The sequence below is a fragment of the Rothia sp. HMSC071C12 genome (assembly GCF_001813895.1).
GTDB classification, from domain to species: domain Bacteria; phylum Actinomycetota; class Actinomycetes; order Actinomycetales; family Micrococcaceae; genus Rothia; species Rothia mucilaginosa.
Window position 1 is genome coordinate 124568 of the sequence record NZ_KV814378.1, and the last position, 26864, is coordinate 151431.

The 26864-nt window shown below is 56.1% G+C and carries 20 protein-coding genes and 1 tRNA gene; 17 read left to right on the forward strand and 4 right to left on the reverse strand.

Translation table 11 applies throughout. From position 1 onward, the window contains the following. The first annotated feature begins 572 nt into the window (after nt 1–572). The 6 genes from HMPREF2942_RS08270 to HMPREF2942_RS08295 all read left to right on the forward strand — a co-directional run bounded on the left by HMPREF2942_RS08270 (nt 573) and on the right by HMPREF2942_RS08295 (nt 11738). The gene (locus tag HMPREF2942_RS08270; RefSeq protein WP_070634376.1) at nt 573–2405 is read left to right on the forward strand and encodes an S-layer homology domain-containing protein; all 1833 of its coding nucleotides are present in this window, start codon (nt 573–575) and stop codon (nt 2403–2405) included. Nucleotides 2406–2860: 455 nt separating this feature from the next. After that, nucleotides 2861–3742 carry an S-layer homology domain-containing protein gene (locus HMPREF2942_RS08275; RefSeq protein WP_070688838.1) on the forward strand — a complete coding sequence of 294 codons (882 nt, stop codon included), beginning with the start codon at nt 2861–2863 and terminating at the stop codon, nt 3740–3742. A gap of 334 nt (nt 3743–4076) precedes the next feature. After that, a complete protein-coding gene (locus tag HMPREF2942_RS08280; RefSeq protein ID WP_070688839.1) occupies nt 4077–6032 on the forward strand; it encodes a gluconolactonase in 1956 nt (651 codons plus the stop codon). A gap of 334 nt (nt 6033–6366) precedes the next feature. Then, nucleotides 6367–7902 carry an S-layer homology domain-containing protein gene (locus HMPREF2942_RS08285; RefSeq protein ID WP_070688840.1) on the forward strand — a complete coding sequence of 512 codons (1536 nt, stop codon included), beginning with the start codon at nt 6367–6369 and terminating at the stop codon, nt 7900–7902. Nucleotides 7903–8268: 366 nt separating this feature from the next. Next, nucleotides 8269–9870, forward strand: coding sequence for an S-layer homology domain-containing protein (locus HMPREF2942_RS08290; protein WP_070688841.1), 1602 nt, complete (start codon nt 8269–8271; stop codon nt 9868–9870). A 296-nt stretch (nt 9871–10166) separates the two neighbouring features. Further along, on the forward strand, nt 10167–11738 hold the full coding sequence (locus HMPREF2942_RS08295) for a gluconolactonase (RefSeq protein WP_070688842.1): 1572 nt from the start codon (nt 10167–10169) through the stop codon (nt 11736–11738). A 209-nt stretch (nt 11739–11947) separates the two neighbouring features. On the opposite strand, the gene HMPREF2942_RS08300 is transcribed toward HMPREF2942_RS08295, so the two are convergent. Beyond that, nucleotides 11948–12892 (reverse strand): Nif3-like dinuclear metal center hexameric protein, encoded by a 945-nt coding sequence (locus tag HMPREF2942_RS08300; RefSeq protein ID WP_070643146.1) that lies wholly within the window; start codon nt 12890–12892, stop codon nt 11948–11950. A 129-nt stretch (nt 12893–13021) separates the two neighbouring features. Between HMPREF2942_RS08300 and msrA the strand changes: the two genes are divergently transcribed. The 11 genes from msrA to HMPREF2942_RS08355 all read left to right on the forward strand — a co-directional run bounded on the left by msrA (nt 13022) and on the right by HMPREF2942_RS08355 (nt 23081). Continuing rightward, nucleotides 13022–13543, forward strand: a complete 522-nt coding sequence (gene msrA / locus HMPREF2942_RS08305; protein ID WP_070593610.1) for a peptide-methionine (S)-S-oxide reductase MsrA — start codon at nt 13022–13024, stop codon at nt 13541–13543. A gap of 215 nt (nt 13544–13758) precedes the next feature. Next, nucleotides 13759–14523, forward strand: a complete 765-nt coding sequence (locus HMPREF2942_RS08310) for a DUF6318 family protein (RefSeq protein WP_070688843.1) — start codon at nt 13759–13761, stop codon at nt 14521–14523. A gap of 141 nt (nt 14524–14664) precedes the next feature. Beyond that, nucleotides 14665–15465 (forward strand): DUF6318 family protein, encoded by an 801-nt coding sequence (locus HMPREF2942_RS08315; protein WP_083308750.1) that lies wholly within the window; start codon nt 14665–14667, stop codon nt 15463–15465. 237 nt (nt 15466–15702) lie between these two features. Continuing rightward, nucleotides 15703–16464, forward strand: coding sequence for a DUF6318 family protein (locus tag HMPREF2942_RS08320; RefSeq protein ID WP_083308751.1), 762 nt, complete (start codon nt 15703–15705; stop codon nt 16462–16464). A gap of 273 nt (nt 16465–16737) precedes the next feature. Beyond that, on the forward strand, nt 16738–17490 hold the full coding sequence (locus HMPREF2942_RS08325) for a DUF6318 family protein (RefSeq protein WP_070634381.1): 753 nt from the start codon (nt 16738–16740) through the stop codon (nt 17488–17490). 248 nt (nt 17491–17738) lie between these two features. Continuing rightward, on the forward strand, nt 17739–18494 hold the full coding sequence (locus HMPREF2942_RS08330) for a DUF6318 family protein (protein WP_049345420.1): 756 nt from the start codon (nt 17739–17741) through the stop codon (nt 18492–18494). 40 nt (nt 18495–18534) lie between these two features. Then, nucleotides 18535–19314 carry a DUF6318 family protein gene (locus tag HMPREF2942_RS08335; protein WP_070634382.1) on the forward strand — a complete coding sequence of 260 codons (780 nt, stop codon included), beginning with the start codon at nt 18535–18537 and terminating at the stop codon, nt 19312–19314. A gap of 106 nt (nt 19315–19420) precedes the next feature. Further along, complete coding sequence (locus HMPREF2942_RS08340) at nt 19421–20182, forward strand: DUF6318 family protein (RefSeq protein ID WP_049345423.1); 762 nt, start codon at nt 19421–19423, stop codon at nt 20180–20182. 242 nt (nt 20183–20424) lie between these two features. Further along, nucleotides 20425–21135 carry a DUF6318 family protein gene (locus tag HMPREF2942_RS08345; RefSeq protein ID WP_070688844.1) on the forward strand — a complete coding sequence of 237 codons (711 nt, stop codon included), beginning with the start codon at nt 20425–20427 and terminating at the stop codon, nt 21133–21135. A gap of 223 nt (nt 21136–21358) precedes the next feature. Then, complete coding sequence (locus HMPREF2942_RS08350) at nt 21359–22063, forward strand: DUF6318 family protein (protein WP_070688845.1); 705 nt, start codon at nt 21359–21361, stop codon at nt 22061–22063. A 172-nt stretch (nt 22064–22235) separates the two neighbouring features. After that, nucleotides 22236–23081 (forward strand): DUF6318 family protein, encoded by an 846-nt coding sequence (locus tag HMPREF2942_RS08355; protein ID WP_070688846.1) that lies wholly within the window; start codon nt 22236–22238, stop codon nt 23079–23081. Between the two features lie 207 nt (nt 23082–23288). Here the strand turns inward: HMPREF2942_RS08355 and HMPREF2942_RS08360 are convergent. From HMPREF2942_RS08360 to HMPREF2942_RS09395, 3 genes are all read right to left on the reverse strand, one after another. After that, nucleotides 23289–23361: transfer RNA gene (locus HMPREF2942_RS08360), tRNA-Glu, on the reverse strand. Between the two features lie 298 nt (nt 23362–23659). After that, nucleotides 23660–25852, reverse strand: coding sequence for an LPXTG cell wall anchor domain-containing protein (locus tag HMPREF2942_RS08365; RefSeq protein WP_070643138.1), 2193 nt, complete (start codon nt 25850–25852; stop codon nt 23660–23662). A gap of 578 nt (nt 25853–26430) precedes the next feature. Then, nucleotides 26431–26864, reverse strand: a 434-nt coding sequence (locus tag HMPREF2942_RS09395; RefSeq protein ID WP_141755607.1) for an LPXTG cell wall anchor domain-containing protein, incomplete at its 5' end; no start/stop codon positions are given.

Here is a 26864-nt window from a genome sequence, read left to right on the forward strand (position 1 = left end):
TTTTGGCGTGAATCTCGGTGGGCTGTGCAGCAACACATCTGGGGCTACGCCGAGGATTGGCTACGCGAGGACTTTACCTGGCCGCAAACGACCACCTACGACTTGGCGGTCATGCTGTACCGTATGGAGCACGGCGGCAGCCGTCTCACATAGTGTCTCGCCGTGGTGTTAGCTATTTTGGTTGGCTTTCGTCAAGTAAGCGACTTTATGGCTCTGTTTATGTGCCACTTTTATTGTGGGTGACTTTTATGTTGCCTTGCCCACCGCATTGTGAATATTCTCAACCTGCAGAGGTTGCATAGGTGCGAATTTTTCGAATGCGGTGGGTTTTTTGTGCTTTCTTTTTTGTACAGTGACCAGTGTTTGTGCTTATCAGCACAATATTTAGGCATATTTTCCACGTCATGCACATACTTTTTAAAGCTATACTTCATCTTAAGACATGCGATAAAACACACAGACATTTTTCGCGCTGATGACCTTTCAGGTTCCAGCACGTCTTAACTATTTGCTACGGTGTTTATGCGCACCACACTCGATGCGTGACACCGATAAAAACTGATTGGATTACAATGTCCTCACTTCCCAACCACATGCGCTTTGCGCTACCCAAAAACATGGCCAAGAGCGGCTGCGCCATCACCCTGGCTGGCGCCATGCTCTTGCCCCTCTCCCCCGCGTTTGCGGCGCCTGCTGCTCCGGTAGCGGCTCAGGCTGTTGCGCAGGGCGAGGTTCAGGGTGCTCAGCGTCTGCAGGTTACCTCCGGCACTTTTGATATTCTCAAGGGCGGCAACGTGACGGTTAGCGGCTCCGGTTTCTCTAAGGACTTCGTCAAGGGCAAGTCGTTCCGCCTGTACGTTGTTCCGAAGGGTGAAAGTGTTGCTTTCCCGCCGCACCACCCGCGTGATTACCCCTTCTACGTTCAGGATGTTCCCGCCTCCGCCTTTGCGGCTGACGGCACCGTGAACCTGACCGCTTCGATCGACGCTAACTATCTGGAGGCCAATGGCTCGTCCTTCGATGTTGTGCTCGGTTACCGCGATGACGCTGAAGACGGCTGGATTCCCGCGGATGAGGTTCGTACTGAACTGAAGGTTGCGGATGTTCCCACCGTTGATTCCCCGACCCTGTCGTACGACGCTTCGTCGGTGAATGCTTCTGAGAACACTAAGGTCACCGTGAACGGTGCCGGTTTCCAGAACATTTCGTACAACGGTAGCGAGTCGCTAATTGTGGCGGTTCGTGCGGTTGATCCGGCGACCGGTAAGGCAACCGGCCCCGCGCTGGCTCAGTCGGAGGCTAAGTTCACCTCTTACTCTGCTTTCTTCGGCCAGTACATGGGCTACACCAACGGCCGTTTCTCGACCGTTCTGGACATCCCGGCAGGCACCCTGAAGTCCGGCAGCTCCTACGTTGTGCAGACTTTCGAGTTCAACGTCCCGGAAGATAACGATGAGGCGAACAACCAGGCGCTGAGCACTCAGGCGTTTGTTCCGGTGAACGGCGAGAACGTTAAGACTGCTTCGCCTTCGGTGTCCCTGAGCACTGACAAGGTTGATCTGAGCTCTTCGACCACTATCCGTGTGAAGGGTAAGGATTTCAAGGTTCCGGCTGGCGCTACCGTGAACGTTCTGTTCTCTGAGGCTGAGGCTGACGGCAACCCGACCGGTGAGGCTCTGGATAGCATCACTCTGAACGCTGACCGTGTGGCAACTGGCGCATTTGAGACCACCGTTAATGTTGACGGCACCAAGCTGGATGAGGATAGCCGCTACGCTATTTTCGTAACCATTAACTATGCGGATGGTCAGCGCGAGCGCATCGCTGCTGATTACCTGACTCTGACTGGTGAGTCTGCGAACAAGAAGGTCCGTGAGCGTTTCGCTGACGTTCCGACTGCTCACGCGAACCACAAGGCTGTTCTGTGGGCTGCTGATCAGAAGCTGATCGATTCTCGCGAGAAGGATTGGTTTGGCGTTAATGATGACGCGACCCGCGGCGACCTGACCGTTGCGCTGTACCGCCTGGCTGGTTCCCCGAAGGTTGATCTGCCGGCTACTAGCCCGTACGCGGATGTGAAGGCTGATGACCCGAACTACGTCGCCTACATTTGGGCTCGTCAGAAGGGCATTACGTTCGGCTGGTCCGATGGTAAGTTCCACGCGAATGCGTCCGTGTCTAACGCTACCGTTGCAGCGTTCCTGTACCGTTTTGATGGCAAGAAGCCGGTTGCTGTGACTGAGGCACCGTACACCGACGTGAAGGTCGGTTCTGCGTTCTACCGCGAGATTACCTGGGCTAAGCAGCAGAAGCTGCAGGTTTTCCCGGGTTCTGAGTACCACCCGTCTGCGCTGGTGAGCCGTGGTGAGCTGGCTGGTTTCTTGATGAACTACAAGGTCCGATAGGGCTTTATAAGGTTCGCTAGGACTAGCCTCTAGGGTCTAGGGATTATGCCGGGCTGGCGGCGATGAAACGTTGGTTTCATCGCCGCTGGCCCGGCTTTTCTGTGCTCTTGCGGGGTGTTTATGAGGTGTCTGCAGGGTATCTGTAGGGGGTGTGAACGGGGCTGTTGTCCGCTGCTATCCTGCGGTTTTTCGGGGTATTTTTGCCGGCTAACACGCTAATGTGGGCTGTACCGCATGTGGGACGCGCCTCATGCAGTACCCGCTATTGGGCGGATTTTTGGGGTGCTCCACTCCCCTTTTTCAAGAATGTTCTGTGGAGTGTAAATTAATATTTTTCAAGCTGTGGTTTATGCTTAGGACTGTTGCGCCCCCTTGGTGCGCGCCCTTATCCGGCTGGGTGCGTAGAACTAGAGGGAGCCCATTACACACCGACACATCAACCACATTGAGGATTTATGTCCCAGAATTTTAAGCAGTCGACTGATACTGCCCATAATTCTTCTGCACCTCTGCTGGCACCGGAGGGCACCCCCGATACTTCTTCTCAGGATGCCGCTAAGAAGCGTAAGCGCCGCCGTATTGAGCTGGCTGTTGGCGCTGTGGCGTTGGCGGGTGTTTTGTATCTGCCGTTCTCACCTCTTTTCTCTTTTTATGATTCGTCGGAGGCGCGTCTTTCTTCGGCGGATACTGCTGCGCCGGCGCCCGCTTCGGCGACTTCTGCACCTGTCTTGGTGTCGAGTTCTTCGACGCAGGGCCCAAAGATTCTGCGTCCGTCCGTGACCGCGCCGGATGCGAACACTATTTTTGCTGATGCTCCCGAGGATTCTGCGTACTATGCGGGTATCCGTTGGGCTGTTCGTACCCAGACGATGGAGCCGGTTTCTGAGGACCATTTTGGTGTTGAGGATCCGGTGACTCGTGGCGAGTTGATCACCATGTTCTATAAGCTGGCGGGTTCGCCGGCGGTGACCCATCCGGAGCATTCGCCGTATGCGGATGTTGATGAATCTGACCCGAACTATGATGCGTACCTGTGGGCGCGTCAGGAGCGTATTACGTCCGGTTGGGTTGATGGTAAGTTCCATGCGGAGGCGCGCCTGTCGAATGCTTCCGCTGCGGCGCTTCTGTACCGTGCTGATGGTGCGCAGAAGATTCAGATGTCGGGTACTTCCCCGTTTAGTGATGTTTCGTCTGCGACTCCGTTCTACCGTCAGATTGTGTGGGCGTCTCGCCATGGTGTGTCGACGGTGTCTGAGGGTAATGCTTTTGAGCCGACGGCTCAGACATCTCGTGGTCGTATTGCGATGATGATGTACCTGTACTTCCGCACTTCGTAGTTTTTACACTTCGTATTTTTGACGCTTTGCTTTAGCGTTTGGTTAGTGTGTTTGGCGGCCCCGTACTCTTGTTTGGGAGTGCGGGGTTCTGTTTTTCGAAGTTCAGCATGCTGGGTTCTTAGCGGCTGGTCAACCTGGGAAAACCCTCAGAACCTTCAAGTCTCTCTTGAGTGTTCCTGACATCTGTTCAACCCTTTGCTAGGGTGAGAGTGTCCCCTGAATCGACGGGGATATTCGACCATTTCTCATTGGGTTGGCGCAGATTCGACGAAGATTCCTCACCACCTTTTAGAAACTGCATCGGCGCGATGGGTTCGACCGATAAGGAATGATTATGTCCGCTCTTCCGAATTTCAAGGCTTCGTCCTTCTTCCGTGCAGCACGGGGTTGCGGTGCATTGGCGTTGGCTGGCGCGATGGTTCTGCCGATGTCTCCTGCGATTGCTCAGAATGTTGTTGCGGATGCTCCTGCGGCGGCTGTTGCTGGTTCCCTGCCGGATCATCGCGTCCGCGAGAATCCTGTTGCTACTTCTGATGAGTTCGCTCCTCATTGGAGCTACAACGCTTTGAAGGATACCGGTAACGATCAGGTTCTGAACTTCTCTGGTTGGGGTTTTAAGGGTGATATTAACTCCCCGAAGGGTGTTCAGATTGTTGTGCGTGAGAAGGGCTCGAACACCCCCGTCCTGGCTATCAGCGACATTATCGAGTACAACGACCCCGAGTATTCGTCCCAGTACCAGCATGGACTCCTCAACGGTAACGTTAAGATTCCCGCTAACACCCTGGATACGGCGAAGCAGTACACCGTTGAGGTGTGGGGCAACAACGGCTACGAGGGCGACGAGTTCATTACCCCTGTCGTAGGTAAGGCACCCGAGGGCCGCGGCACCCTGCTCGCTTCTCAGGCGCTGAACTTCAATGGTTCTGATGGTTCGCAGGCTGCGGATGTTCCGGGCGCTAAGGCCACCCAGGAGTCTACCCCGACGTTCGAGGTTCTGTACGACGGCAAGGCTCAGCTGCTGTACACCTCCGAGGGCGGCGCCGTTCACGTGAAGGGTTCGGGTTTCACGAAGGAATGGCGTGAGAAGCACGGCAACGTAGCAGTTTATATTGCCGCTTCTCAGGGCGTTCCCGATGGTAGCCTTCTGCCCGCTGATGGTACGCCGCTCCGTTTTGAGGAGGGTAAGGACTTCACCATTGCCGAGGATGGCACCCTGGATGCTCAGCTGACGGTCAAGCCGGACGTGCTTCAGCGCTACTACGAGCCTCGCAACTACTTCCCCGGTATCCCGCGTTACGAGGTGCGTTACGAGGTTGACCTGGTTGCTGAGAAGCAGGGTCAGCCCCCGCTGACCGTTGAAGATCTGTGGGCTGGCAAGAACGTGGTGCGCCGTATTGCGGTGCATACTCAGGCGTTCCGCCCCAGCCCGTTTGCCCCCGAGGTGAAGTACAAGGCTCTGGGCGACACCACCGCGGATCAGGATATTTACTTCTCGGGTACCGGCTTCTACGGTGAGATTGCTTCCCCTAAGGGTGTTCAGTACGTAATCCGTGAGAAGGGTTCGAACACCCCGGTTCTGGCGACGAGCGACCTCATTGAGTACAACCATCACGACCGCGCCTTTGAGTTTGTGAATGGTGAGCTGTCCGGTAGCGTAAAGGTTCCGGCGAACACTCTGGATCCCGCGAAGAAGTATGTCGTAGAGGTTTGGGGTAACAACGGTTACGAGAACGGCGAGTTCGTCGCCCCCGTTGTGGGTAAGGCACCCGAGGGCCGCGGTACTCTGCTGGCTTCTCAGGACCTGAAGTTCAAGGGCTCTGACGCTGTTGAGGATAAGAAGCCTAGCTTGACCGATGAGCAGCGTAAGGAGCGCGCTACCCGCGGTGAGCTGGCGGTGGCTCTGTACCTTCAGGCCGGCGCGCCCGAGGTGAAGCTGCCCGAGACCTCCCCCTGGCCGGATGTGAAGACTGACGACCCGAACTACGCTGCGTACATTTGGGTTCGTGAGAAGGGTATCAGCTACGGCTGGTCGGACGGCAAGTTCCACGCGGACGCTGGCATCTCGAACGCTACCGTTGCAGCGTTCACTTACCGCGCGGCTGGTTCTCCTGCGGTGACGGGTAATTCCCCCTACGTGGATGTTAAGCCTGGTTCTGCGTTCTACCGTGAGATTCTGTGGGCTAGCCAGAATTTGACTACGGTGTACGGTGGTCAGTATTTCATTCCTCAGCAGCTGCTGACTCGCGGTCATCTGGAGACTGTCCTGGCTGCTTTCCAGTCTCGCTAAACATAGCCAGCTGAACACCCCCGTGTTCCCGAGCAGGTTTTCTGCCCAGGAGCGCGGGGCTCTGTTTTTGGGGTTTAGCGTGCTGAGTTTAGCGTGCTGGGTTCTCAGTTCTTAGTGGCTGGTCAACCTGTGAAAACCCTCAGAACCTTCAAGTTTTTCTTGAGCGTTTCCTGACATCTGTCCAACCCTTTGATAGGGTGAAAATGTCCCCGAAACCGACGGGGATATTCGACCACTTTTCTCATTGGGTTGGCGCAGATTCGACGGAGATTTCTCACCCCGAAACCCTATGAAACTGCATCATCCCGGTGGGTACGACCCGTAAGGATGATGTATGTCCTCGCTTCCGAACTCTAAGTCTTCGTTCCTCCGTGCGGCGCAGGGTTGCGGCGCACTGGTGCTGGCTGGTGCGATGGTTCTGCCGATGACTCCGGCACTCGCCCAGGATGCGGCACCTGCTGCTAATGCACCGGCGGCAAATGCTGTGACCCCCAAGCCTGCGGCTCAGGATGTTGCCGCGCAGCCGACGTACTCCACCGACTATGACACCATTTTTTACACCGGTGAGGGCGGCACCGTGACCCTGAAGGGTACCGGTTTCACCAAGGAATGGCGTGAGCAGCACGGCACCGTTGTCTTCTACATTGCCGCTACGAAGGATCGCCCCGGTAACGCAGAGCCTTCAACCTCGATGCTTCGCTTTGAAGAGGGTAAGGACTTCACCATTGCCGATGACGGCACTTTTGAGGCAAAGCTGACCATCAAGGCTAAGGCTCTGGAGAGTTTCTACACTCCCATCGATTATTTCCCGGGTATCACCCTGGATGAGGTGCGTTACGAGACGGGTATTTTGACCGAGGCTAAGGGCCAGCCGCAGTCGAGCATTGAGGATATTTGGGCTCGCAAGAACGTTATCGCCCACCACCCGATGTACACCCGCGCCTACCATCCTGAAGTCATGGCACCTAAGTGGAAGTATGATGCTCTGAAGGACACCACGAAGGATCAGGAACTGCTGGTCCAGGGTGAGGGTTTCGTTGGTGAGGAGCTGCCCGGCCGTGAGGGTGCCATGTACGTGATTCGTGAGAAGGGCACCGGCACCCCCGTCCTGGCGATGAGCGATATGAAGTCCTACTATGAAGGTCCCGATGGCGTAACCCGCCTGGAGGGAGGCACTCTTTACCGCACCATCAAGATCCCCGCAAACACCCTGGATTCGTCTAAGCAGTACGTCATTGAGGCGTGGAGCGACTACGACTACGACCTCACCAAGAAGGACAGGCCTCTCATCACCCCGATTGTGGGTTTGGCGCCGGAGCACCGCGGTGTTCTTATGGGCCGTCAGGATCTGAAGTTTGAGGGTGTTCCGGACTTCATGGATGCTACTGCGCCCGCGCGAGAATACAAGACCTTCACCTCGAAGCTCACCTACCAGGAGCAGCAGCAGCGCGCTACTCGCGGCGAGTTGACTGCGGCGCTGTACGCTCAGGCTGGTAGCCCCAAGGTGAACCTCCCTAAGACCTCCCCCTGGCCGGATGTGAAGACCACCGACCCGAACTACGCCGCCTACGTGTGGGCTCGTCAGAAGGGCATTACTTTCGGCTGGTCTGATGGTAAGTTCCACGCGGATGCCGGCATTTCGAACGCTACCGTTGCGGCGTTCACCTACCGCGCAGCGGGTTCCCCGGCTGTTTCCGGTGTTTCTTCGTTCACGGATGTTAATCCGAGTTCCGCCTTCTACCGTGAGATTCTGTGGTCCACGCAGCAGTATGTCATCAATCCGGATTTCGGCGCTTTTAATGCGACGGACCTGGTGAATCGTGGTCAGCTGGAGCAGATGCTGTTCAACTTCCAGAATCGAGCTAAGTAGAACGGTGCCAAGTAGAACCACGCTGAGTAAGGCGGACTAGTTCTGAGCTGAATACCCCGTGTTCTCGAACAGGTTTTCTGTTTGGGAGCGCGGGGTTTCAGCGTTTAACAGCTACTCACTGTGTGAGATTTTCGAAAACCTTAAAGCGTTCCTTGAGTGTTTCCTGACAACTGTTCAACACTTTGCTAGGGTGGGAGTACTCCCGAAACCGACGGGGGTACTCAACCACTTTTCTCATAGGGTGTATGCAGATTCAACGGCGAATTCCCTACCCGCCGGTGAGCTCGCACCACCTCAGATTGCGCCTCCCCGGATTGCACAGCTCTGGACTGCACAGCCCCGGAGAAACGACTTTAAGGATGTCTCATGTCCTCACTTCCGAACTCTAAGTCTTCATTCCTGCACGCGGCTCGCAACTGCAGTGCACTGGCGCTGGCGGGCGCAATGGTTCTGCCGATGACCCCGGTTCTCGCGCAGGATGCAGCACCCGCCGCAAACGCACCTGTGGCTAACGCGCCGACTGCCAATACCCCTGCAACCCAGAATGTTGCGGCTGAGCCGTCTTTCACCGTTGATTATGGGGAGTACGACTTCCTGGACGGACGTGACCTCTTCAGGAAAAAGAGCGACGCCCTGTACACCGGTGAGTACAACGAAATGACGGTGAAGGGCACCGGTTTCACCAAGGAGTGGCGCGAGCAGCACGGCACCGTGGTCATCTATATTGCTGCTACTCAGGACCGTCCTGGTAATGTGGAGCCTTCCACGTCGATGCTTCGTTTTGAAGAGGGTAAGGACTTCACCATCGAAGATGACGGCACCTTTGACGCTTACCTGAAGATCAAGCCCGACACTTTGGAGAGTTACTACCCCCTCACGGAGTACGCCCCGGATATGACCCTGGAGAAGGTGCGTTACGAGGTCGGTATCCTTGCCGAACCTAAGGGTCAGCAGCAGTCGACCGTTCAGGATATTTGGGCTCGCAAGAATGTTGTGGCTCATCAGGCTCTGAACGCCAATGATTATCACCCTGGTACGTTCTCACCCATGTTTAAGTACGATGCTCTGAAGGACACCACGAAGGATCAGGAGCTGCTGATTCAGGGCGTGGGCTTCAATGGGGATCTCGCTGGAAGCAAGGGCATGATGTACTTGATTCGTGAGAAGAGTACCGGTTCCCCGGTCCTGGCCATGAGCGATATGAAGTACTACCAATACGACAAGGAAAACTACACTAACTTCTTGGAGGGAGGCTTCGCTTTCATCACCATCAAAATTCCGGCGAACACTCTGGATCCCTCCAAGGAGTACGTTATTGAAGCTCGGAGCGACTATGGCTATGTCAGCCAGCCGAATGATAGGCCTCTCCTCATCCCGATTGTGGGTTTGGCACCGGAGCACCGCGGTGGCTATTTGGGCAGTCTGGATTTGAAGTTTGAGGGCATTCACCAGTTCACGCTTGCTAATCCGCACGACGTACGACGCGAGTACTTTTCGCCTTCGCTTACAGATGAGGAGGAGAAACAGCCCGCTACCCGCGGCGAGCTGGTTTCCCTCCTCTATGAGAAGAGTGACAGCCCCAAGGTGGACCTTCCTGAGGTCTCCCCTTGGCCGGATGTGAAGACGGACGATCCGAACTACGCCGCCTACATTTGGGCTCGTAAAAAGGGCGTTACCTTCGGCTGGTCAGACGGTAAGTTCCACGCGGATGCCGGTATTTCACGTGCTACCGTCGCTGCGCTGACCTACCGCGCGGCTGGTTCACCGGCTGTGCAGGGTGTTTCATCCTTCCCGGATGTTAAGCCGGATTCCGCGTTCTACCGCGAGATTCTGTGGGCGACCCAGCAGGGTATTATCAATCCCGACAATGGCATGTTTGAGGCATCGCAGACTGTGAATCGCCTTGAGCTGGCATGGATGATGTACTATTTCCTGACCGAGGTTACTCATCCTGAGCTACTTGATTAAGTAAGCCAGGCTGACTCTAGCCTCGACACCCCGTACACCCTGAGAGTCTTCTTCTCACCGGGTGCGCGGGGTTCAGCTTTTACCGGCTGATTAACCTGTGAAATGCCTCAAAACCTTCAAGCTTCCCTTGAGTGTTCTCTGACATCTACCTGAGGGTTTGATAGGGTGAAGATGTCCCCGCAACCGACGGGGCTTTCAACCACTTTTCTCATAGGGTGTGTGCAGATTCAACGGCGAATTCCCTACCCGCCGTTGAACCCGCAGAGCCCTGCGAGAAACAACTTTAAGGATGTGTTATGTCCTCGCTTCCGAACTCTAAGTCTTCTTTCCTCCGCGCTGCTCAGGGTTGCGGCGCATTGGCGTTGGCTGGTGCTATGGTTCTGCCGATGACCCCGGCACTGGCTCAGAATGCGACCCCTGCCGCTGATGCCGCTGTTGCTGCCGCTACCCCTCAGGCAGCTCACCAGGTCGCTGCGGCTACCCCGACCCTGGATGTGTCTCTCCCCAATGGCTACAACTACGATGGCGTAAACGTCTTCCTCGTAACGACCGAGGGCGGTACCGTCCATGTGAAGGGAGCAGGCTACACCAAGGAGTGGCGTGCTCAGCACGGTACCGTGGCACTGTACATTGCCCCCGCGAACTACGCGCCTTCCGGCTACGAGATTCCGACTTCGAAGATGCTGCGCTTTGTGGAGGGTCAGGACTTCACCATTGCCGATGACGGCACTTTTGAGGCTGACCTGAAGGTTGAGGCGTACGACCTTGCCGCCTACTACTTCGTCGATGATGATTATGCCCAGGATCCGACCGGCGGCACCAAGTACGATGTCCACTACGAGATTCACGTGGTTGCTGAGCAGAAGGGTCAGAAGCCGCTGACCGCTCAGGAACTGTGGACCGGCAAGAACGTGGTGAGCACCCAGGCTTTGCAGACTCTGGGTAAGAGGGCAGAGCCGTTCGATCCTAGCTTGGCATACAACGCTTTGGGCAATCCCGCGCAGGCGCAGAATTTGTATGTTAGCGGCGGCGGCTTCCACGGCGATATCCGCTCTGCTAAGGGTGTTCACCTCGCCATCCGTGAGAAGGGCTCAAACACCCCGGTTCTGGCAACCAGCGACATTATCGAGTTTGACCACCCCACCATGTACTCGGCGTACCGTGACGGCAACCTGCACGGTAAAGTGCATGTTCCGGCAAACACCCTGGATGCTTCGAAGAAGTACGTGATTGAGGTCTGGGCTAATGACGGCTACAGCGAGAAGGGCGAGCTACTCGCACCGGTCGTGGGCAAGCCTACCGAGGGCCGCGGTACCCTGCTTGCATGGCAGGACCTGGATTTGAACGGCACGAACGGTTACAGGGATGCAAACCTGCCCAACGCGCAGGACCCCAAGAAGGAGGATGACCAGAAGCCTGCTCCTTCCGATGAGAAGCTGAAGACCCCTGCAACTCGCGGTGAGCTTGCAACTGCCCTGTACATTCAGGCGGGCACCCCCGAGGTGAAGCTGCCTGAGACTTCCCCCTGGCCGGATGTGAAGACTGACGACCCGAACTTCCCTGCTTACGTGTGGGCTCGTCAGAAGGGTATTACCTTCGGATGGTCGGACGGCAAGTTCCACGCTGATGCCGGCATTTCGAATGCTACCGTTGCGGCGTTCACCTACCGTGCGGCTGGTTCGCCCGCGGTTAAGGGCGACTCCCCGTACAGCGATGTGGCTCCCGGTTCGGCGTTCTACCGTGAGATTCTGTGGGCTCAGCAGAACAAGGTGGTGCTGAACGCTAGCGGCGCTTTCGATGCTCAGCACATGGTGACTCACGGTGAGTTGGAGACTCTGATTGAGGCGTTCCAGGCTCGCGCTAAGTAAGGTCGTTTAGACCGCCCGCGTTTGGGCCCCCAAGCCCTGCAGAGCAATGCCCGGCAGAAGTAATGCCCCACAGAAGTAATGCCCGGTCTGCACGTTCCCTTGAGGATCCTTGGGAAAGGTTCCTGTCGGGTTCGTACAGGCCGGGCTTTACTGTGCCTAAATTTTTGAAGCTTGCTTCTTGGCAGCTACGCAGCGGCTACTTTCAGCGTTTACTTTTCAGTCAAGCTGGTCCATGCGGCGGCGGGTTCCGTGCTTGCCGAGTGCGCGTCATGACCGGTTGCCACGCCGGTGGAGACGGTGAAGTCCCACGGGTCGGTGTTCAGTGCGGACAGCTTCGTTTCGATAGCAAAGCCGCGCTCAGCGAGCAGGGCGCGCAGGCGGTTTGCCGCCGACTGCAGCCAGAGGGATTCGCTGGCGGCGTGGGAGCAATCAATCAGGGCGATGTTACTGCCGTCGACTCGTGCGGTTTCGCGGAATTCGCTGGCGGGGTGGTGGCGCAGGTCGGCGGTAATGTACACCTGCGCGTCGGTGGCGCGCACCGCGTCGAAGAGAGAGTCACCGGCACCACCGCAGAGAGCGACGCGGCGGATCGGCTGGTCAGCGCGTCCGGCGATGCGCAGGCCACCGGCGGTTGCGGGCAGTGCCGCTGCGAGGCGTTCTGCGAGCTCCTTGAGGGTGATTTCTTCGGGCAGGGTGCCGAGGCGACCGGTGCCTACCGCGTGTTCCTGCTCGTCAAGTACCTGGGTTTGCGCTTCGGTGAGCGGTTCGCGGTCAATCAGGCCGATAGCGTCACAGAGTGCTTCGTTCACGCCTTCAACGGCGGCATCTGCGTTGGTGTGCGCGCCGAGCAGGCCGCATCCGCCTTCGATGAGGGTGTGCAGAACGTTGCCCTTGTAGTCGCTGTCGGGGATGAACTTTGCGCCGCGGAGCAGCAGCGGGTGGTGGGTGATGAGTAGCTGCGCGCCTTCGGCTACGGCTTCTTCGGCGGTGGCGGTGAGGGCGTCTACTGCGAAGAGGACGGTGCTTACTTTAGCGGCGCCACGTCCGGCGACGAGGCCGGAGGCGTCCCATCCGGCGGCGAGCTGCGGAGGGAAGAGCGTGTGGAAGGCGTCGACGACTTCTGCGAGGGTGGGGGTTTCTAGTTTTTCAGTCATACCTCTATTGTGGCAGGTGGCGCGGCGGGGCAGGTGGCGGTTTACGCCAAAGCCTGCAGTAGCGCAGGAATATTATGCGGCTCGGCGGTATTCTTCAGGTAGTGTGGTTTTATAGTTCAAGGAGGAATCATGACTGATGTTGTTCTTGCCGGCGGCTGTTTCTGGTGCCTGGATGCGGTGTACCGCCAGTTCCGCGGAGTTGAGGCGAGCGTCTGCGGCTACACGGGCGGCGATACTCCCGACCCTGATTATCGTTCGGTGTGTTCGGGTGCGACCGGGCATCAGGAGGCGCTGAAGCTCAGCTTTGACCCGCAGGTCATTGACCTGGATACGGTGCTGGATATTTTCTTCACGAGCCACGACCCGACTAGCTGGGATCGTCAGGGTGCGGATACCGGTTCACAGTACCGTTCGGTGCTTTTCTACGCGGATGAGCAGCAGCGTGAGGCGTTTGAGCGTGCGGTGGCGCGTGCTCAGCAGCTGTACTCCTCCCCCATTGTTACGGAGATTAAGCCCCTGGGCGTGTTCTATGAGGCTGAGGAGTATCACCAGAACTATTACGCGTTGAATCCGGCGCAGGGTTATTGTGCGTTTGTGGTGAGCCCGAAGGTGGCTCAGGCGCGCCGTAATTTTGCGCATCTGCTCCGTTAGCTACTCCGTTAGTCGGTGCATCCGGTTCAGTCGAGGCGTATTACGTTGTTCACCCCGTAGCTGTCTTTTGTTGTGTGGCAGCTATGGGGTGTCTTCATATGCACCCGGCTATTTGTTGTTCGCCTGCGCTTTAGGGTTGCTATAAGGTACGCCCGGTATGATGGGGGTGTCGACTCACTCCCCCCTCGTCCGTTGACCTCCCCGAAAGACTGCTGATGACTAGCTCTTCTTCTAAGCCCGTCGCCTTGAGCCGCCGCGCCGTGTTGGGTGCGGGCGGTGTTGGTCTTGCCGCTGCGTTGTCTGCGTGTGCGCGTACGGTGCATCCGCCAGTTGATATTGCTGAATCTGAATCGGCGAGTGCGAGCCCCTCTGCTTCGCCGGCGTTGCCGTCTGCGAATAAGTCGTATAAGGGTAAGGTCACCTTCGATAACTTTGAGAAGAACGGCGAGTACGTTCCTGCCACTGCCGAGAAGAAGGCGCAGAACGTGCCCAAACCGATCATGCCGGAGAAGGTGCAGGAGCTGAGTATTGACGGTATTTATGCGCTGATTGGCTATTGGATTTCTAGCTTTAATTATTTGGCGTTGACGGGTGATATTGAGCCGATGAAGAAGACGGATCTTAGCACTGACTACACCAAGGAGCTTGAGCCGATGATTAAGCTCTATGAGACGGGGCGCGGCTGGATTTATGACACGAGTGAGCCGATGTCTGTGTACCTGCTGACGGATACCCCCACGCAGATTGAGGGTGACCGTATTCGTTATTTCTGGCGTGCTCGTTCTCTGGTTGATCAGAATGCGAAGAGGCATCTGACGGAGGGGGACAACCGCGATAAGTCGCTGGCTAGGGCAGAAGATTCTCAGGGTCAGGCGATGAGGATCGTTGTGGAGTATAAGGAGGGTGCTTGGTTTATGAGCACTCAGGAGGATAAGGACGCTGATAAGGGCGCGGATTCTGCGAGCCCCTCGGCATCCTAGTGCACTAATTGCAGCTTTTTAGACCTTTCTTCACAAAAGGATACAAGTAGAAACGTTTGATACCTATTTGCACACTTTAGGGTATGATGGGGTTGTCAACTCACTCTATTTCTTTTGTTGACTTCTTTCGAAAGGCTGATTATGACGAGCCCTTCCCCCATATCTACCCGTGTGAGCCGCCGCGTGGCGCTGGGTGCGACCGCCGCTGGTGCACTTGCCGCGTTGACCGCTTGTGCCAGCGATATTCGCCCATTGGCTGATGGCTCGGCGTCTAACTCTACTTCCGGTTCTGCTAGTGCATCCGCGAGCGCTTCAGCTAGTGCCTCACCCAGTGCCTCGGCTAGCGCTTCGCCTTCTGCTTCTTCCGGCAAGCATTATAAGGGCCTCGTGAAGTTTGATAACTTCGAGAAGAACGGCGAGTACGTTCCGGCAACCGCCACTCATAAGGCGCAGAACGTGCCCAAGCCTCTCGTTCCGGCGAACATGAACGAGCAGAACGTTGACGGTATTTACGCGTTCGTTGGTTATTGGTTGGCGAGTTCCAACTATCTGCTGATGACCGGCGATACTGAGCCGTTGCAGAAGGTTGAATCTGCGGATGCGCTGGAGAATTACCGGAATTTGACGGTTGCTTATGAAAATAATGCGGGCTGGCTCTACGGTGCGGATAGCCCTATGACTCTTGAGTTGCTTTCTGATTCACCGCAGAAAATTTCCGGTAGCCGAATTCGCTATGACTGGTTGGGATACATGAGTTACAGCGCGGACATGAAGATTCACGCTGAAGGTCAGGGCCCTGATGAACCCTTTATGGAGGATAGCTCGCGGGAACTGACGAGGGTTGGTGTGGAGTACAAGGATGGTAAGTGGAGTATGGTCACCAGTGAGGATGGCTCTTCTTCGGCGGCTTCCGATTCTTCTTCGAGTTCTTCTTCTGTCTAAGCACCTACCCTATAGGTAAGGTCTAACGGCTTAAGATAGACTTCTCCCCCGCCTGCGGTAATGCACCGTGGGCGGGGGTTCTTTATGTCAAGACTTGGTGATGCTTTGCAGTGGTATTAGGTTGCTTTGTCATCGGCGCTAAATGACGACCGCTGATGGGTATCTGTGTATTTGCCGGTATGATGGGGTTGTCAACTCACTCAATTTCCTTTGTTGACTTCCTATGAAAGGCTGATTATGACGAGCCCTTCCCCCATTTCTGCTGGTATGTCCCGCCGCGTGGCGCTGGGTGCGACCGGCGTCGGCGTACTGGCTGCATTGACTGCGTGCGCTAGCAATATTCGCCCGACGGCTGAAGGTTCGGCGTCTAGCTCCGCTTCTGAAAGCGCCTCGGCCGCTGCTTCCGCATCTGCTTCTTCGGACAAGTCCTATAAGGGCTTTGTGAAGTTCGATAACTTCGAGAAGAACGGCGAATACGTTCCTGCCACTGCCGAGAAGAAGGCGCAGAATGTGCCCAAGCCCCTAGCCCCGGCGAACATGAACGAAGATAACGTTGATGGCATGTATGCGTTCATTGGCTACTGGCTGGCAAGCTTTAACTATGCGCTAATGACCGGTGATACTGAGCCGATGAAGAAGGCTGACCCTGCAGATGTGTATGCGAAGAGTCTGCAGGAACTTACGATCATGTACGAGAACGATCTGGGCTGGATGTACGGTACGGATACCCCGGTTACTCTTGAGCTGACTAGTGGTTCACCGAAGAAGGCGTCCGGTAAGGGTACCCGTTACGACTGGCCGGCATACATGAACTACAGCGCCGATGCGAAGATTCACATTGAGGGCAAGTCTGACCAGCCCTTTAAGACCGCTTCTAGCCCGAATGGCAAGCTGGCGAAGGTTGCCGTGGAATACAAGGACGGTAGGTGGATTATGCTCACCGGCGATGAAGGCTCTTCTTCGTCGGCTTCCGCTTCTTCTAGCTCTTCTGCTGCCTAGGTCTTCTGTCTAGGCCCCACCATAACGGTTCAGGCATAACAGCTTGAGGTAGGCTTCTCCCCCGCCCGCGGTCATGCGCCGTGGGTGGGGGTTTCTTGTGCCAAAAACCCAGGGAACACTCAGGCGAAAACCCCGCGGATGGCCGGGGTCGGCTGAGAGTGCCTCGGGTACGCTTAACGTATATACATTGACGTACTACATATGGTCTTTACCTGCAGGTTTGAGCCTCGTGCTGACGGCTTTGTGGGTGAAGGATCCGACGAAGGACTTCCGATGACTACTTTCTTCACTCGACGTACCGCTCTGGGTGTTGCTGTTGCGGGTGCACTTTCTGCGTTGACTGCGTGCGCTAGCGATATTCGCCCACTGGCTGGCAGTACCGGCTCAGCTTCTCCGTCGGAGGCGGCGACCACCTCCGAATCTGCGTCTGCATCGGCGTCTCCTTCTGCTTCGGCGCCTGCGAGTGCTTCTGCTGCTTCGGGTCTTCCGTCGTCGGGTAAGTCCTATAAGGGTGCGATGAAGTTCGATAGCTATGAGAAGAACGGTGAGTACGTTCCAGCGAGCGCTACGAATCCGGCTGAGAATATGCCGAAGCCTGTTCCTCCGGCGAATATGAAGGAGCACAGCGTTGATGGTGCGTATGCTTTCTTGAGTTTCTGGCTGGCGAGCTTGAACTATTTGCTGATGACGGGCGATATGGGCCCGATAGATACTGTTTACCATAAAGGCTACGCCTGGGAGGAATATTCCAGCATATTCAAGGTGTATGCGTTGGGTGCTGGTTGGGTGTACGGTACGGAAACTCCGTATATTGTTGAGCTGCTAACGGATGCCCCTCGTGAGGTGCCGGGCAGCGATAATACTCGCTTTATTTGGGAAGGCTATCTCTACATGGATCCCAAGATGGTGCGGCATTATAAGAATCAGCCCGAGAAACCGGCGAGCGCTGATGAGTCGAAGAAGAAGGTGGCGAGGTTCCGTCTGGAGTACAAGGACGACAAGTGGGAGCTGTCTAGCGCCGCTTAGTTGCCGTCTTGCAGAGGGTTCAACTCTCCTCGTGACTTCTCACGTAACAAGACCCCGCGCCTGGTAAAACGCTGGGTGTGGGGTCTTAATTTTCTGAACATTCGAGGTGGTCGCGGGGCTATTTGGTGGCTCTCGGGTAACCTTAAAAATATATACATTGACGTACTTATAGGTCTGTACGGGGTGCGTATGCCTGCCGCGGTGTGTGGCGTGATTTGCTCTGTATTGGCTCCAACGAAGGGCTTCCGATGACTACCTTCTTCACTCGACGTACTCTCCTGGGGGTTGGTGCGACCGGTGTTCTTGCGGCGCTGACTGCGTGCGCTAGCGATATTCGCCCGCTGTCGCAGGGTTCAATATCTCAGGGTTCCGGCGGTTCCTCTGCCTCGGCTTCTGCTACTGCTTCTGGCGCGGCTTCCTCTTCTGCGAGCGCCTCGGCGTCGCCTTCGCCGACGGATGGTCACACTCCCGGCTCGTATGTTGGCCCGATTAAGTTCAATAACTATGAACGGAACGGCACCTACATTTCTGCGAATGCGGATGCGCCAGCGCAGAACGTGCCAAAGCCTCTAATCCCAGAGAAGATGAAGGAAAACAGCCCCGAGGGCGCCTACGCTCTGATGGGTTATTGGCTTGCGTCCCAGAATTATCTGATTCTGACCGGCGACGTTGAGCCGCTCATGAAGGCGGATCCGGCGAAGGCTTTTTTGAAGAACTCTAAGACCATGATTAGGCTCTACGAGTCGGGTCTGGGTTGGATTTACGGTTCGGATCAGCCGTACAAGATTGAGATTGCGGAGAATGAGCTTCAGCCGGTGGCTAATAAGCCGGACCGCTATGAGTGGCTTGTGACCGTCGCATATGATCCTGCCGCTAAGTACCACATTGAGGGTGAGCCTGATGCGACTATCGTTGAGGAGGAAAAGACGATTCCTCGCACGACGAAGTTCATCATGGAGTACAAAGAAGGCATGTGGCGCATGCTTTTGAACAACGATAGTTAGTTTCCCTCATCTTCTGATACGCACTACTTAAGGATTTCTGATGACGACTTTCCTTTCTCGACGTGCAGCCCTACTAGCTGCCGGTGCGGGCGCTATTACGATGCTGAGCGCCTGCACCAGCGATATCCGCCCGCTGGCTGATAGTTCCGCCTCCGGTGAGGCGTCCACTTCTGCAGGTCCTAGCGAATCTGCTAGCGCATCCGCTTCTGCGGGTGGCTCTTCTGAGAAGTCTTATCTGGGGCCGGTAAAGTTCGACAACTACGAGAAGAAGGGCGAGTACATCCCCGCGGATGAGACGCACAAAGCGCAGAATGTGCCCAAGCCCCTCCCTCCGGCGAATATGCATGAGAAAACCATTGATGGCGCATACTCTGCCTTTAGTTTTTGGCTTGCCAGCGTCAACTATCTGGTGCTCACCGGTGACGATGAGCCGTTGAAGCAGGCTGACCCCTCCGGCAGGGATGTGAAGTCTTTCCATGATTACGTGACTTTTTATGAGTCCAATGAGGGGTGGTTTTACGGTTCGGAGCATGCGCTTCAGGCTGAGATTATGACCCCGCAACCTGAGAAGGTATCGGATAGCGGCTCCCTCTACTACTGGCGTATCACGCTGTCCAAGGACTCTAAGGCGATGATGCATGTTGAGGGTAAGGGAAACAGGCCTATGTACCAGAACACTTCCATGGAGCCTGAGCTTTCCGACCTGAAATTGTCGTATCAGGACGGTAAATGGTTCACTTACCCCACTAAGATACGCGGACAGGGCACTGCGAGCCCGAGCACCAAAGCATCCGATGATGCTAACTCTAAGACCGCCTAGAGCATCTTTGCAGAGTTCACCTTAGAGGTGAGGATTTACCTCACTTATAGGGTTGATAAGCTCCAGAGCTTCATCCCCTACCCTACTTATCATTTAAGGATTTTTCATGGCAACTTTTCTTTCTCGACGTGCCGCACTAGCTGCAGCTACCGGTGCTGGCACGGCTGCGGCGCTGACTGCGTGCGCTAGCGATATTCGTCCGCTGGCTGATAGCTCCGCCTCCGGTGAGGCTTCGGCGAGTGCCAGCACTTCTGAGTCTGCGAGCGCATCCGCCTCGGCATCTGCTTCAGCGACTGAGCCTGCTAAGAAGTCGTACAAGGGCACGGTGAAGCTCGACAAGTACGAGAAGAACGGCGAGTACGTTCCTGCCACGGCTGAGAAGAAGGCGCAGAACGTGCCGAAGCCTATTGTTCCGGAGAAGATGAACGAGGCGACCATTGAGGGCATGTACCAGTTCCTCAGCTACTGGGTGGCAAGCTTCAACTACATGTTCATGACCGGTGATTACGAGCCGCTCAAGAAGGCTGACCCTGCCGGCGAGTTTGCGAACGATCACAACAACGTTGTTCTTGTGTACTCCACCGGCAAGGGCTGGGTGTACGACACGGATGCACCGGTTACCGTTCAGCTTCTGACTGATGCCCCGAAGAAGGTCGCTGGTGGCCCCAACCGTTACGATTGGATCGGACGCTTCATCCAGGACCCCAAGGCGAAGGTCCGCGTTGAGGGCCAGGACCCCATTCCCCTAGCTGAGGAGGGATCTTCCAAGAGCGAAGCGACTAACTTTGCGATGGACTACAAGGACGGCTCCTGGTTCATGGTCAGCGAGGAAGAATCCTCCGATGTGGGTTCTTCCAAAAAAGAGTAAGTCTAAGGACTAGAAAACCAACGCCTCTTACGGGCGGTCACTTTTAGATTTAGAGGAAGAGATACAGGGGAAGCTCCCGCATGTAGTTGAGATTGCGTGTGGGGGCTTCCCCTTTTTTTGCATGGCCTGCGTACGGTCGTGTTGAACTATTCCCCCAGATGAGCAGGTGCCGGCTTTGAGTGTGCCAACAAACCTGCTCGGGTACGCTTAAAAGCACACGAACAAACTATTGAGGGGTTCCCATGCCTACCTTCGTTACCCGACGCACCGCCCTGGGTGTTGCCGCTGCTGCCGCGCTCGCCTCCTTGACTGCCTGCGCCAGCGATATCCGCCCGCTGGAGGACCCGAGCGTAGTTGACCCGATGCGCCCCTACAAGGGCGAGCTGAAGTTCAATAGCTACAAGTCGACCGGAACGTACCACCCCGCAAGCAGCACGAAGAAGGCGGAGAACCCGCCTATGCCCACCCCTCCCGTGAACATGAAATCGAAGACGACCTCGGGCATGTACGCAGCTATAGGCTACTGGGTCGCGTCCCTGAATTATCTGACGGTTACAGGCGACGACACGCCGCTCAAGGCCGTGGACATGGATGTCATCTACGTGCGGAAGATGGAAGCATACGTAGAGTTGTATGCAAAGGGTGAGGGGTGGATGTACGGCACCGAGACGCCGCTCGTGGCTGATCTGACCGAAGAGACCCCGCAGAAGGTCGACGATGAGCAGTACCGTTGGAAGGGTATTGTCCACAGCCATAAGGATGCTGTTCTCCATTACGTGCCCGAGGACAGGGACATTCGTCTGGCTGGGGCGAGCGGTGACTCCAATGACAATGAAATTACTTTTGTGTTGAAATACCGAAACGATGCGTGGATGGTCACCGTTGAGACGAAGAGTTCCTCGACGACTTCCCCCGGCTCCTCGGGCAGAAGCGATTCTGGCCTCAACGTTTAGGATGCGGCAGCGCGGGAAAACGGCGGCTCAGGAAAATGCCAGTACAGGAAAGCGGCAACATCAGAAGATGGTGACACTTGCCCCTAGTAAACGGAACTTTTCGTTGGCTAACGTATCTTTTGTAGCATTTTCCAAGGTTTGACAACGAAGAAATCATAAACATAACCAAATACACTAAGGTACCCTGAAATAGATACACCGATAATCTATTGAAGGGTACCTTATGTCCACCTTCGTGACCCGACGCGCCGCCTTTGGCATCGCCGCCACCGCCGCGCTCGCCTCCTTGACCGCCTGCGCCAGCGATATTCGCCCGCTCAGCGACCCGAGCACGCCCAAGGAACAGCGCTCCTACAAGGGCGAGCTGAAGTTTAACAGCTACGAATCACGCGGCACCTACGTTCCGGCGACCAGCTCAAAGAAGGCAGAGAATCCGCCCAAGCCTATTCTTCCTGCAAAGATGAAAGCCAAGACGACGGAGGGCATGTACGCCGCCATAAGCTTCTGGTTGGCTTCTTTCAATTACCTTATGATTACCGGCGATATTGAACCCTTTAAGGCTGTGGATACAAACCGAAACGATATCTACAAGGCCGAACCCTTCGTCGAATTTTACGAGAAAAACACTGGCTGGGTGTACGACACCGATGCACCGTTCTCGGCAGAGCTAGTCGAGGACGCTCCGGAGAAAGTTGACAAGCAACAGTACCGCTGGAAGGGCACTGGCCGTTACAGCAAGGAAGCAAAAATCCACTACACAGACGGTAGGGAACTTACTATGGCTTCACTAAGCAGCGGCCCCGGTGACTACGAGTTCTTCTTCATCTTGGAGTATCAAGACGGTGCATGGACGGTCAGGAATGAACCCGCCAAGCTGGCATCAAGCTCAGCCAGCTCAAGCGACAGCAGCTCCAGCACCTCCGTTTAGAGCCCCGGTCATGTCGTAGCTGTGCGAGAGCCTCGGGCCCCGTGTTTTTCGCCATCTACCGCTGCTGTTACGGTCATGGAGGCACACACAACATTGGGCTGGCCGCTCCCCTGCGATATTCTGGAATTAGTTCAATACCGGCACATACTTTATTCACCTCAGAAAGAGCCCCATGTCTACCATGTATACCCGCCGCACCGCCCTGACCGCACTGGGCCTGGGCACCGCCGCGCTTCTTGCAGCTTGCTCCTCGAAGTCTTCCGAGTCTTCGGCAACCGCGAGCGCATCCGCTACCGAGTCTTCGACCGCAAGCGCTACCCCCTCCGCCTCCCCCACTGCGGAGGCAACCACCACTGTTGAGCCTGGCCCCAGCATGAAGGGTGAGGTCGTTCTTGCTGACTATTCCTCCACCGGCACTTTTGAACCCGGTACCAAGGAGCACAAGGCAGCGAACGTCGCAATCCCCGTGGAGCCGGCGAAGCTGCGTGAGAACAGTGTTGAGGGTCTGCACGCGTTCATTGCGTACTGGCAGGCTACCCTGAACTACCTGCTGCTGACCGGTGACGGTACCCGCTTCACGAACATTGACCACACCGGCGACTACTCGACCGTGGCTGAGTTCTTCCAGAGCATGTACGCTTCGGAGAGCGGCTGGGTTATTGGTTCGGAGCGTCCGATGGTTCTGTCGCTGACCGCTGACCGCCCGACCAAGGACACCCGCACCGGCTACTACACTTGGGCAACCGAGATGGTGATTGATGGTGCTGAGGGTGCTGGTGTGTACAGCAAGACTAACGATCGTGTGCAGCCGCTGACCGAGGTGTTCAAGTACCCGGGCAAGCCGGTGGCTGGTCAGATTGTGGCGCACTACCAGGACGGCACCTGGCGTATGGTGCGTCGCGCTCCGGGTACTGCTTCTGCTTCGCCGGTTCCGTCGCTAAGCCCGAGTGCTTCTGCTGAGGCGACCGCTGCAGGTTCTGCGGAGGCTACGACTGCTTCTGCTGAGGCATCGGCATAGTAAATCTAGACCCCCTTTATACCACTGAGAAGCCACATGTGTTTCGAGAAGCCACCATTATGGTTGCTTTTCGAAACACATGTGGCTTTTCGCTTTTATTCTTTGAGAGGCTCACGGCGGCACCATAGAATCTAGAAGGTCTTCCAACATATGCAGACATAAACAAAAAAGCCTTGATTCCGAAGAATCAAGGCTTTTTTCCTAGTGTGACCCCAACCGGATTTGAACCGGTGTTGCCGCCGTGAGAGGGCGGAGTACTAGGCCGCTATACGATGGGGCCGTGAGATCTACATCTCTTTTACCAGGTCTCCCTGGCAACACATATAACTATACAGAGGTTCCCGAAAACAACCAAATCGAAATGTGGTGAAATGAGTCACATATTTTACACTGAGTGCAAGGCGCTCAGCATAGGTTCTTTTCCAGCTATGCCAGGCACTCCCCCGGCAGTCACCCAGCACCTCCGCCGTGCCCGCCTCCGCACCCGTGCCCGCCTCATTCAGATACAACGACATCAAGGCACAAAAATGCACCCCGCACAGTGTACGGGGCGCATCCGCTCAAACTAGAGCAAGAAACTATGCCTTACGGCGGCGAAGCACCATCACAGCGGCACCGGCAATCAGCGCGAACGCACCGACAGCAGCCAGGCTCAGAACGTTCTGAGCACCGGTCTTAGCCAGCGAACCCTTGCTCTGAGGCGCAGACTTGGTAGCCGAAGCGCTCACCTGAGCATCGGAGTTAGAGCCCTTAGGCTGGGAGTCAGACTTCACCGAAGAAGAGTTCTTCAGCGGCGCGGTCTTCGCGGTGGTTCCCAGCTGGTCGTTAGCTTCCTCAGCCTTCGACTGCTCACCCTTGGGCTGATCAGCCGAAGGCTTCTCTGCTACTGCAGCAGATGCGGAAGGCGATGCCGAGGCGTTGGTCGGGAATGCCGGCTCGTCAGCCTCATCGCGGTTATCTGCGTTGCCAGCGTCCTTCGCATCGTTGACGATCAGCGAAACAGCCGAATCGTAATTGCGGTTGGTAGCCACGTCAGAACCAGCGGTAACGGTACCGAGCATGTAGCCCTGGCTGTACTGCATGGTGTTCGCGGGAACACGCAGAGTTGCATCGAAGGAGTACTTGCCGGTGCGTGCGTTGTAAACAAACGCGCTCGCCGGAACAATGGTGGACACCTTCTGGATGCTTGCCAGCTCGCTATCGGTCAGCTTGTCGAAACCCATCGACCATTCGCCTTCCTTGACGAGGAACAGGCGAACACCTTCGGCCGGGGGCTTCTCAAAGTCGTAGCCAGACACGTGGAAGGTGTAGGGGCGGGTAATGTCGACGGTGCCCTCAGCGAAGTTCAGGGTGGGGTCAATCAACACTGCGGTAGCCTGCTTCGGGTAGCCCTGGAAGGGAACCTTAGCGGGGTTAATGGTCGCGGTGGAGGTGAACTCACCCTCGGAAACCTCGGCGTAGAACTTCACGATGGAGTTCGGGACCAGCTTCTGCTGCGAGGAAGGAACAGCCTTGCCATTACGGTCCACGGTCGCCTTAGAGGTGTAGGTGTCGGTCATAGAGCCGTCACCGGTCTTCGAGTTCAGCACATAGGGTACCGCCGCGGTGGTGTTAGCGATGTCCTGCTTGTCCACTGCGATGACGGAGCCGTCCGCGGTGATGGTCAGGTCGTTAGCCTTACCGCCGTTCATCTCAACCTCGCCGATCACGCGGTCGGTCTTGGCGTCAAAGATGGCGATCTTGCCGGTGCCGAAGTCGGTCACGTACACCAGGTCGCGATCCTCGTCGTTCTCCATAGACAGCGCCTGGTTGCCGAACTTGACGAACTTCTTGAACGCGCCGGTGGTCAGGTCGTAGACAGAGATACCGGAGTTAACGCCATCCACGCCCTGGGAGGAGACGTAAATTTCGTTCTCGGAGTGGTCAATGGTGACGTCAGAGGGGCGAACCTCAACGGAGGAGTTCTCGCCGCGAGTCTGAATAACCTGCTCGGTCTTGAAGGTCTTGGTGTTGATGACGAAGACCTTGCCGCCGGTGCGCTCGGGCACGTACAACTTGTCGCCGTCAATGGTCATATTCATGCCGACGTAGCGGGTACCGCCGTTGGGGGCACCCTCCAGCTGCAGCTTAGTAACCTCAAAGGTCTTCATGTCGATAGCGGACACATAGTAGCGGCCGGTCACGAACACCTTGCCGGAGTTGTGGTCCACCAGCACGGAGCGGGGGTGTTCAATCCAGTTCGGGTCGCTCTCGGCGATACCGTGGTTAGTCCAAATCTGTTCCATGGTGTTCTGGTCGAACACGGACAGGGAGTTGTCGGTGGTGTTAGTAACCCACACGGTGCCGGACACGTCATCAACAGTGATGCCGTACGCGGAAATGTAGCCGAATTCGCCGTTCTTATCCAGCTCGAAAGGAAGCGCTGCTACTTCTTCAATCTGAAGAGTGTCTGCGTTGACACGAGCAATGGTGGAGGCGAGGTCGCCGCGTGCACCCACGCCGACCATCCAAATCTTGTTGGTCGCCTTGGAGTAGGCAACCTGGTACTGGCCGGGCAGACCCTGGGTAATCTGCGCGACGGACGCGGAGGTATCAACAACGCGGCTCAGCGATGCGGTGGAAGGAGCCGATGCGCTGGGAGTCGCGGTCTGGTTTGCGGTGTTCGGTGCTGCGAAGGAGGCAGGGATCATAGCTGCGCCAGAGATTGCGAGCGCAAGGGAGCCGACGGCGAGCCCCTTCAATGCCTTGCCCGAGGAGGGAGTGAGGTTCAATGTGTGTCCTTCAAATGTGTAACGGAAGTGCTCACATGCCGCATGCGAATGCTAACGAGACACCCGTGAATATGCGGTGACATATTCGACGGCACGAAAAGCAGAAATGCAGGTAACGCATAAATTTACCTACCTTCTAATCCTCAATGTTTTCCCAGGAAAATACAAGCAGCGACGTGGGCGTGTTTTGTGTTTTTGTGAGTAATCCCCTAATTCGCCTTCAGTATCACGTGAAGGTTGAGGCGCTTCCCCGGTTTTTCCTTGCTCTTGCGGGCAAAAACCCAGGTCGCGAGGGGTATTGTGATGCTTTTATATTTACACATTAATGTAAATGTTTAGGTGAGGCGCGCCAGCGAGATTCACCACGGGTTAAACATTTTCTCGACATTCAAAACCTATATTTTTACAGGCAAGTGCACATATATAAATATTTCCTAAAACCACCTATCCAGCATTAGCCCAAGCGGGCACACAAAAGGCGGGTACCCCTCCCCCAGATTCGAAGAATCCGAAAGAGAAAATACCCGCCTTTCACGCGTTATATCGAGCGTTTAAGCCCGAGAGCTAAACGTTACGCTTTATGCCTTGCGGCGGCGCACCACCAGAGCAGCACCCGCAATCAGAGCCACAGAAGCAAAAGCAACCAGCGGCATCACAGCGTTCGCACCGGTGTTCGCCAGAGCGCCACGCGAAGAACCAGCCTGCGAGGAACCTGCGTCGCTCTTAGCTACCGAGGAGCCACCGCCCAAATTATCGGAACCACCTGCGGAGGAACCACCGTTCTTCACAGCCGAACCGGACTTATCAGCCTTCACAGCATCCGGAGCAGACTTGGAGTCCTGTGCACCGGTCTTAGCGTCAGACTTCTTATCCTCAGACTTAACGTCCTCAGACTTCTTATCTTCAGCCTTCTTGTCCTCTACCTTCGGGTCAGCAGGCTTCGGGTCAGCAGGCTTCGGGTCAGCCGGCTTCGGGTCAGCCGGCTTCGGATCTGCCGGCTTCGGATCTGCCG

What these genes read in the sequence shown, in the direction of transcription:
- HMPREF2942_RS08270 (WP_070634376.1), top strand. Translation starts at nt 573, where the DNA reads ATGTCCTCACTTCCCAACCACATGCGCTTTGCGCTACCCAAAAACATG.
- HMPREF2942_RS08275 (WP_070688838.1), top strand. Translation starts at nt 2,861, where the DNA reads ATGTCCCAGAATTTTAAGCAGTCGACTGATACTGCCCATAATTCTTCT.
- HMPREF2942_RS08280 (WP_070688839.1), top strand. Translation starts at nt 4,077, where the DNA reads ATGTCCGCTCTTCCGAATTTCAAGGCTTCGTCCTTCTTCCGTGCAGCA.
- HMPREF2942_RS08285 (WP_070688840.1), top strand. Translation starts at nt 6,367, where the DNA reads ATGTCCTCGCTTCCGAACTCTAAGTCTTCGTTCCTCCGTGCGGCGCAG.
- HMPREF2942_RS08290 (WP_070688841.1), top strand. Translation starts at nt 8,269, where the DNA reads ATGTCCTCACTTCCGAACTCTAAGTCTTCATTCCTGCACGCGGCTCGC.
- HMPREF2942_RS08295 (WP_070688842.1), top strand. Translation starts at nt 10,167, where the DNA reads ATGTCCTCGCTTCCGAACTCTAAGTCTTCTTTCCTCCGCGCTGCTCAG.
- HMPREF2942_RS08300 (WP_070643146.1), bottom strand. Translation starts at nt 12,892, where the DNA reads ATGACTGAAAAACTAGAAACCCCCACCCTCGCAGAAGTCGTCGACGCC.
- msrA (WP_070593610.1), top strand. Translation starts at nt 13,022, where the DNA reads ATGACTGATGTTGTTCTTGCCGGCGGCTGTTTCTGGTGCCTGGATGCG.
- HMPREF2942_RS08310 (WP_070688843.1), top strand. Translation starts at nt 13,759, where the DNA reads ATGACTAGCTCTTCTTCTAAGCCCGTCGCCTTGAGCCGCCGCGCCGTG.
- HMPREF2942_RS08315 (WP_083308750.1), top strand. Translation starts at nt 14,665, where the DNA reads ATGACGAGCCCTTCCCCCATATCTACCCGTGTGAGCCGCCGCGTGGCG.
- HMPREF2942_RS08320 (WP_083308751.1), top strand. Translation starts at nt 15,703, where the DNA reads ATGACGAGCCCTTCCCCCATTTCTGCTGGTATGTCCCGCCGCGTGGCG.
- HMPREF2942_RS08325 (WP_070634381.1), top strand. Translation starts at nt 16,738, where the DNA reads ATGACTACTTTCTTCACTCGACGTACCGCTCTGGGTGTTGCTGTTGCG.
- HMPREF2942_RS08330 (WP_049345420.1), top strand. Translation starts at nt 17,739, where the DNA reads ATGACTACCTTCTTCACTCGACGTACTCTCCTGGGGGTTGGTGCGACC.
- HMPREF2942_RS08335 (WP_070634382.1), top strand. Translation starts at nt 18,535, where the DNA reads ATGACGACTTTCCTTTCTCGACGTGCAGCCCTACTAGCTGCCGGTGCG.
- HMPREF2942_RS08340 (WP_049345423.1), top strand. Translation starts at nt 19,421, where the DNA reads ATGGCAACTTTTCTTTCTCGACGTGCCGCACTAGCTGCAGCTACCGGT.
- HMPREF2942_RS08345 (WP_070688844.1), top strand. Translation starts at nt 20,425, where the DNA reads ATGCCTACCTTCGTTACCCGACGCACCGCCCTGGGTGTTGCCGCTGCT.
- HMPREF2942_RS08350 (WP_070688845.1), top strand. Translation starts at nt 21,359, where the DNA reads ATGTCCACCTTCGTGACCCGACGCGCCGCCTTTGGCATCGCCGCCACC.
- HMPREF2942_RS08355 (WP_070688846.1), top strand. Translation starts at nt 22,236, where the DNA reads ATGTCTACCATGTATACCCGCCGCACCGCCCTGACCGCACTGGGCCTG.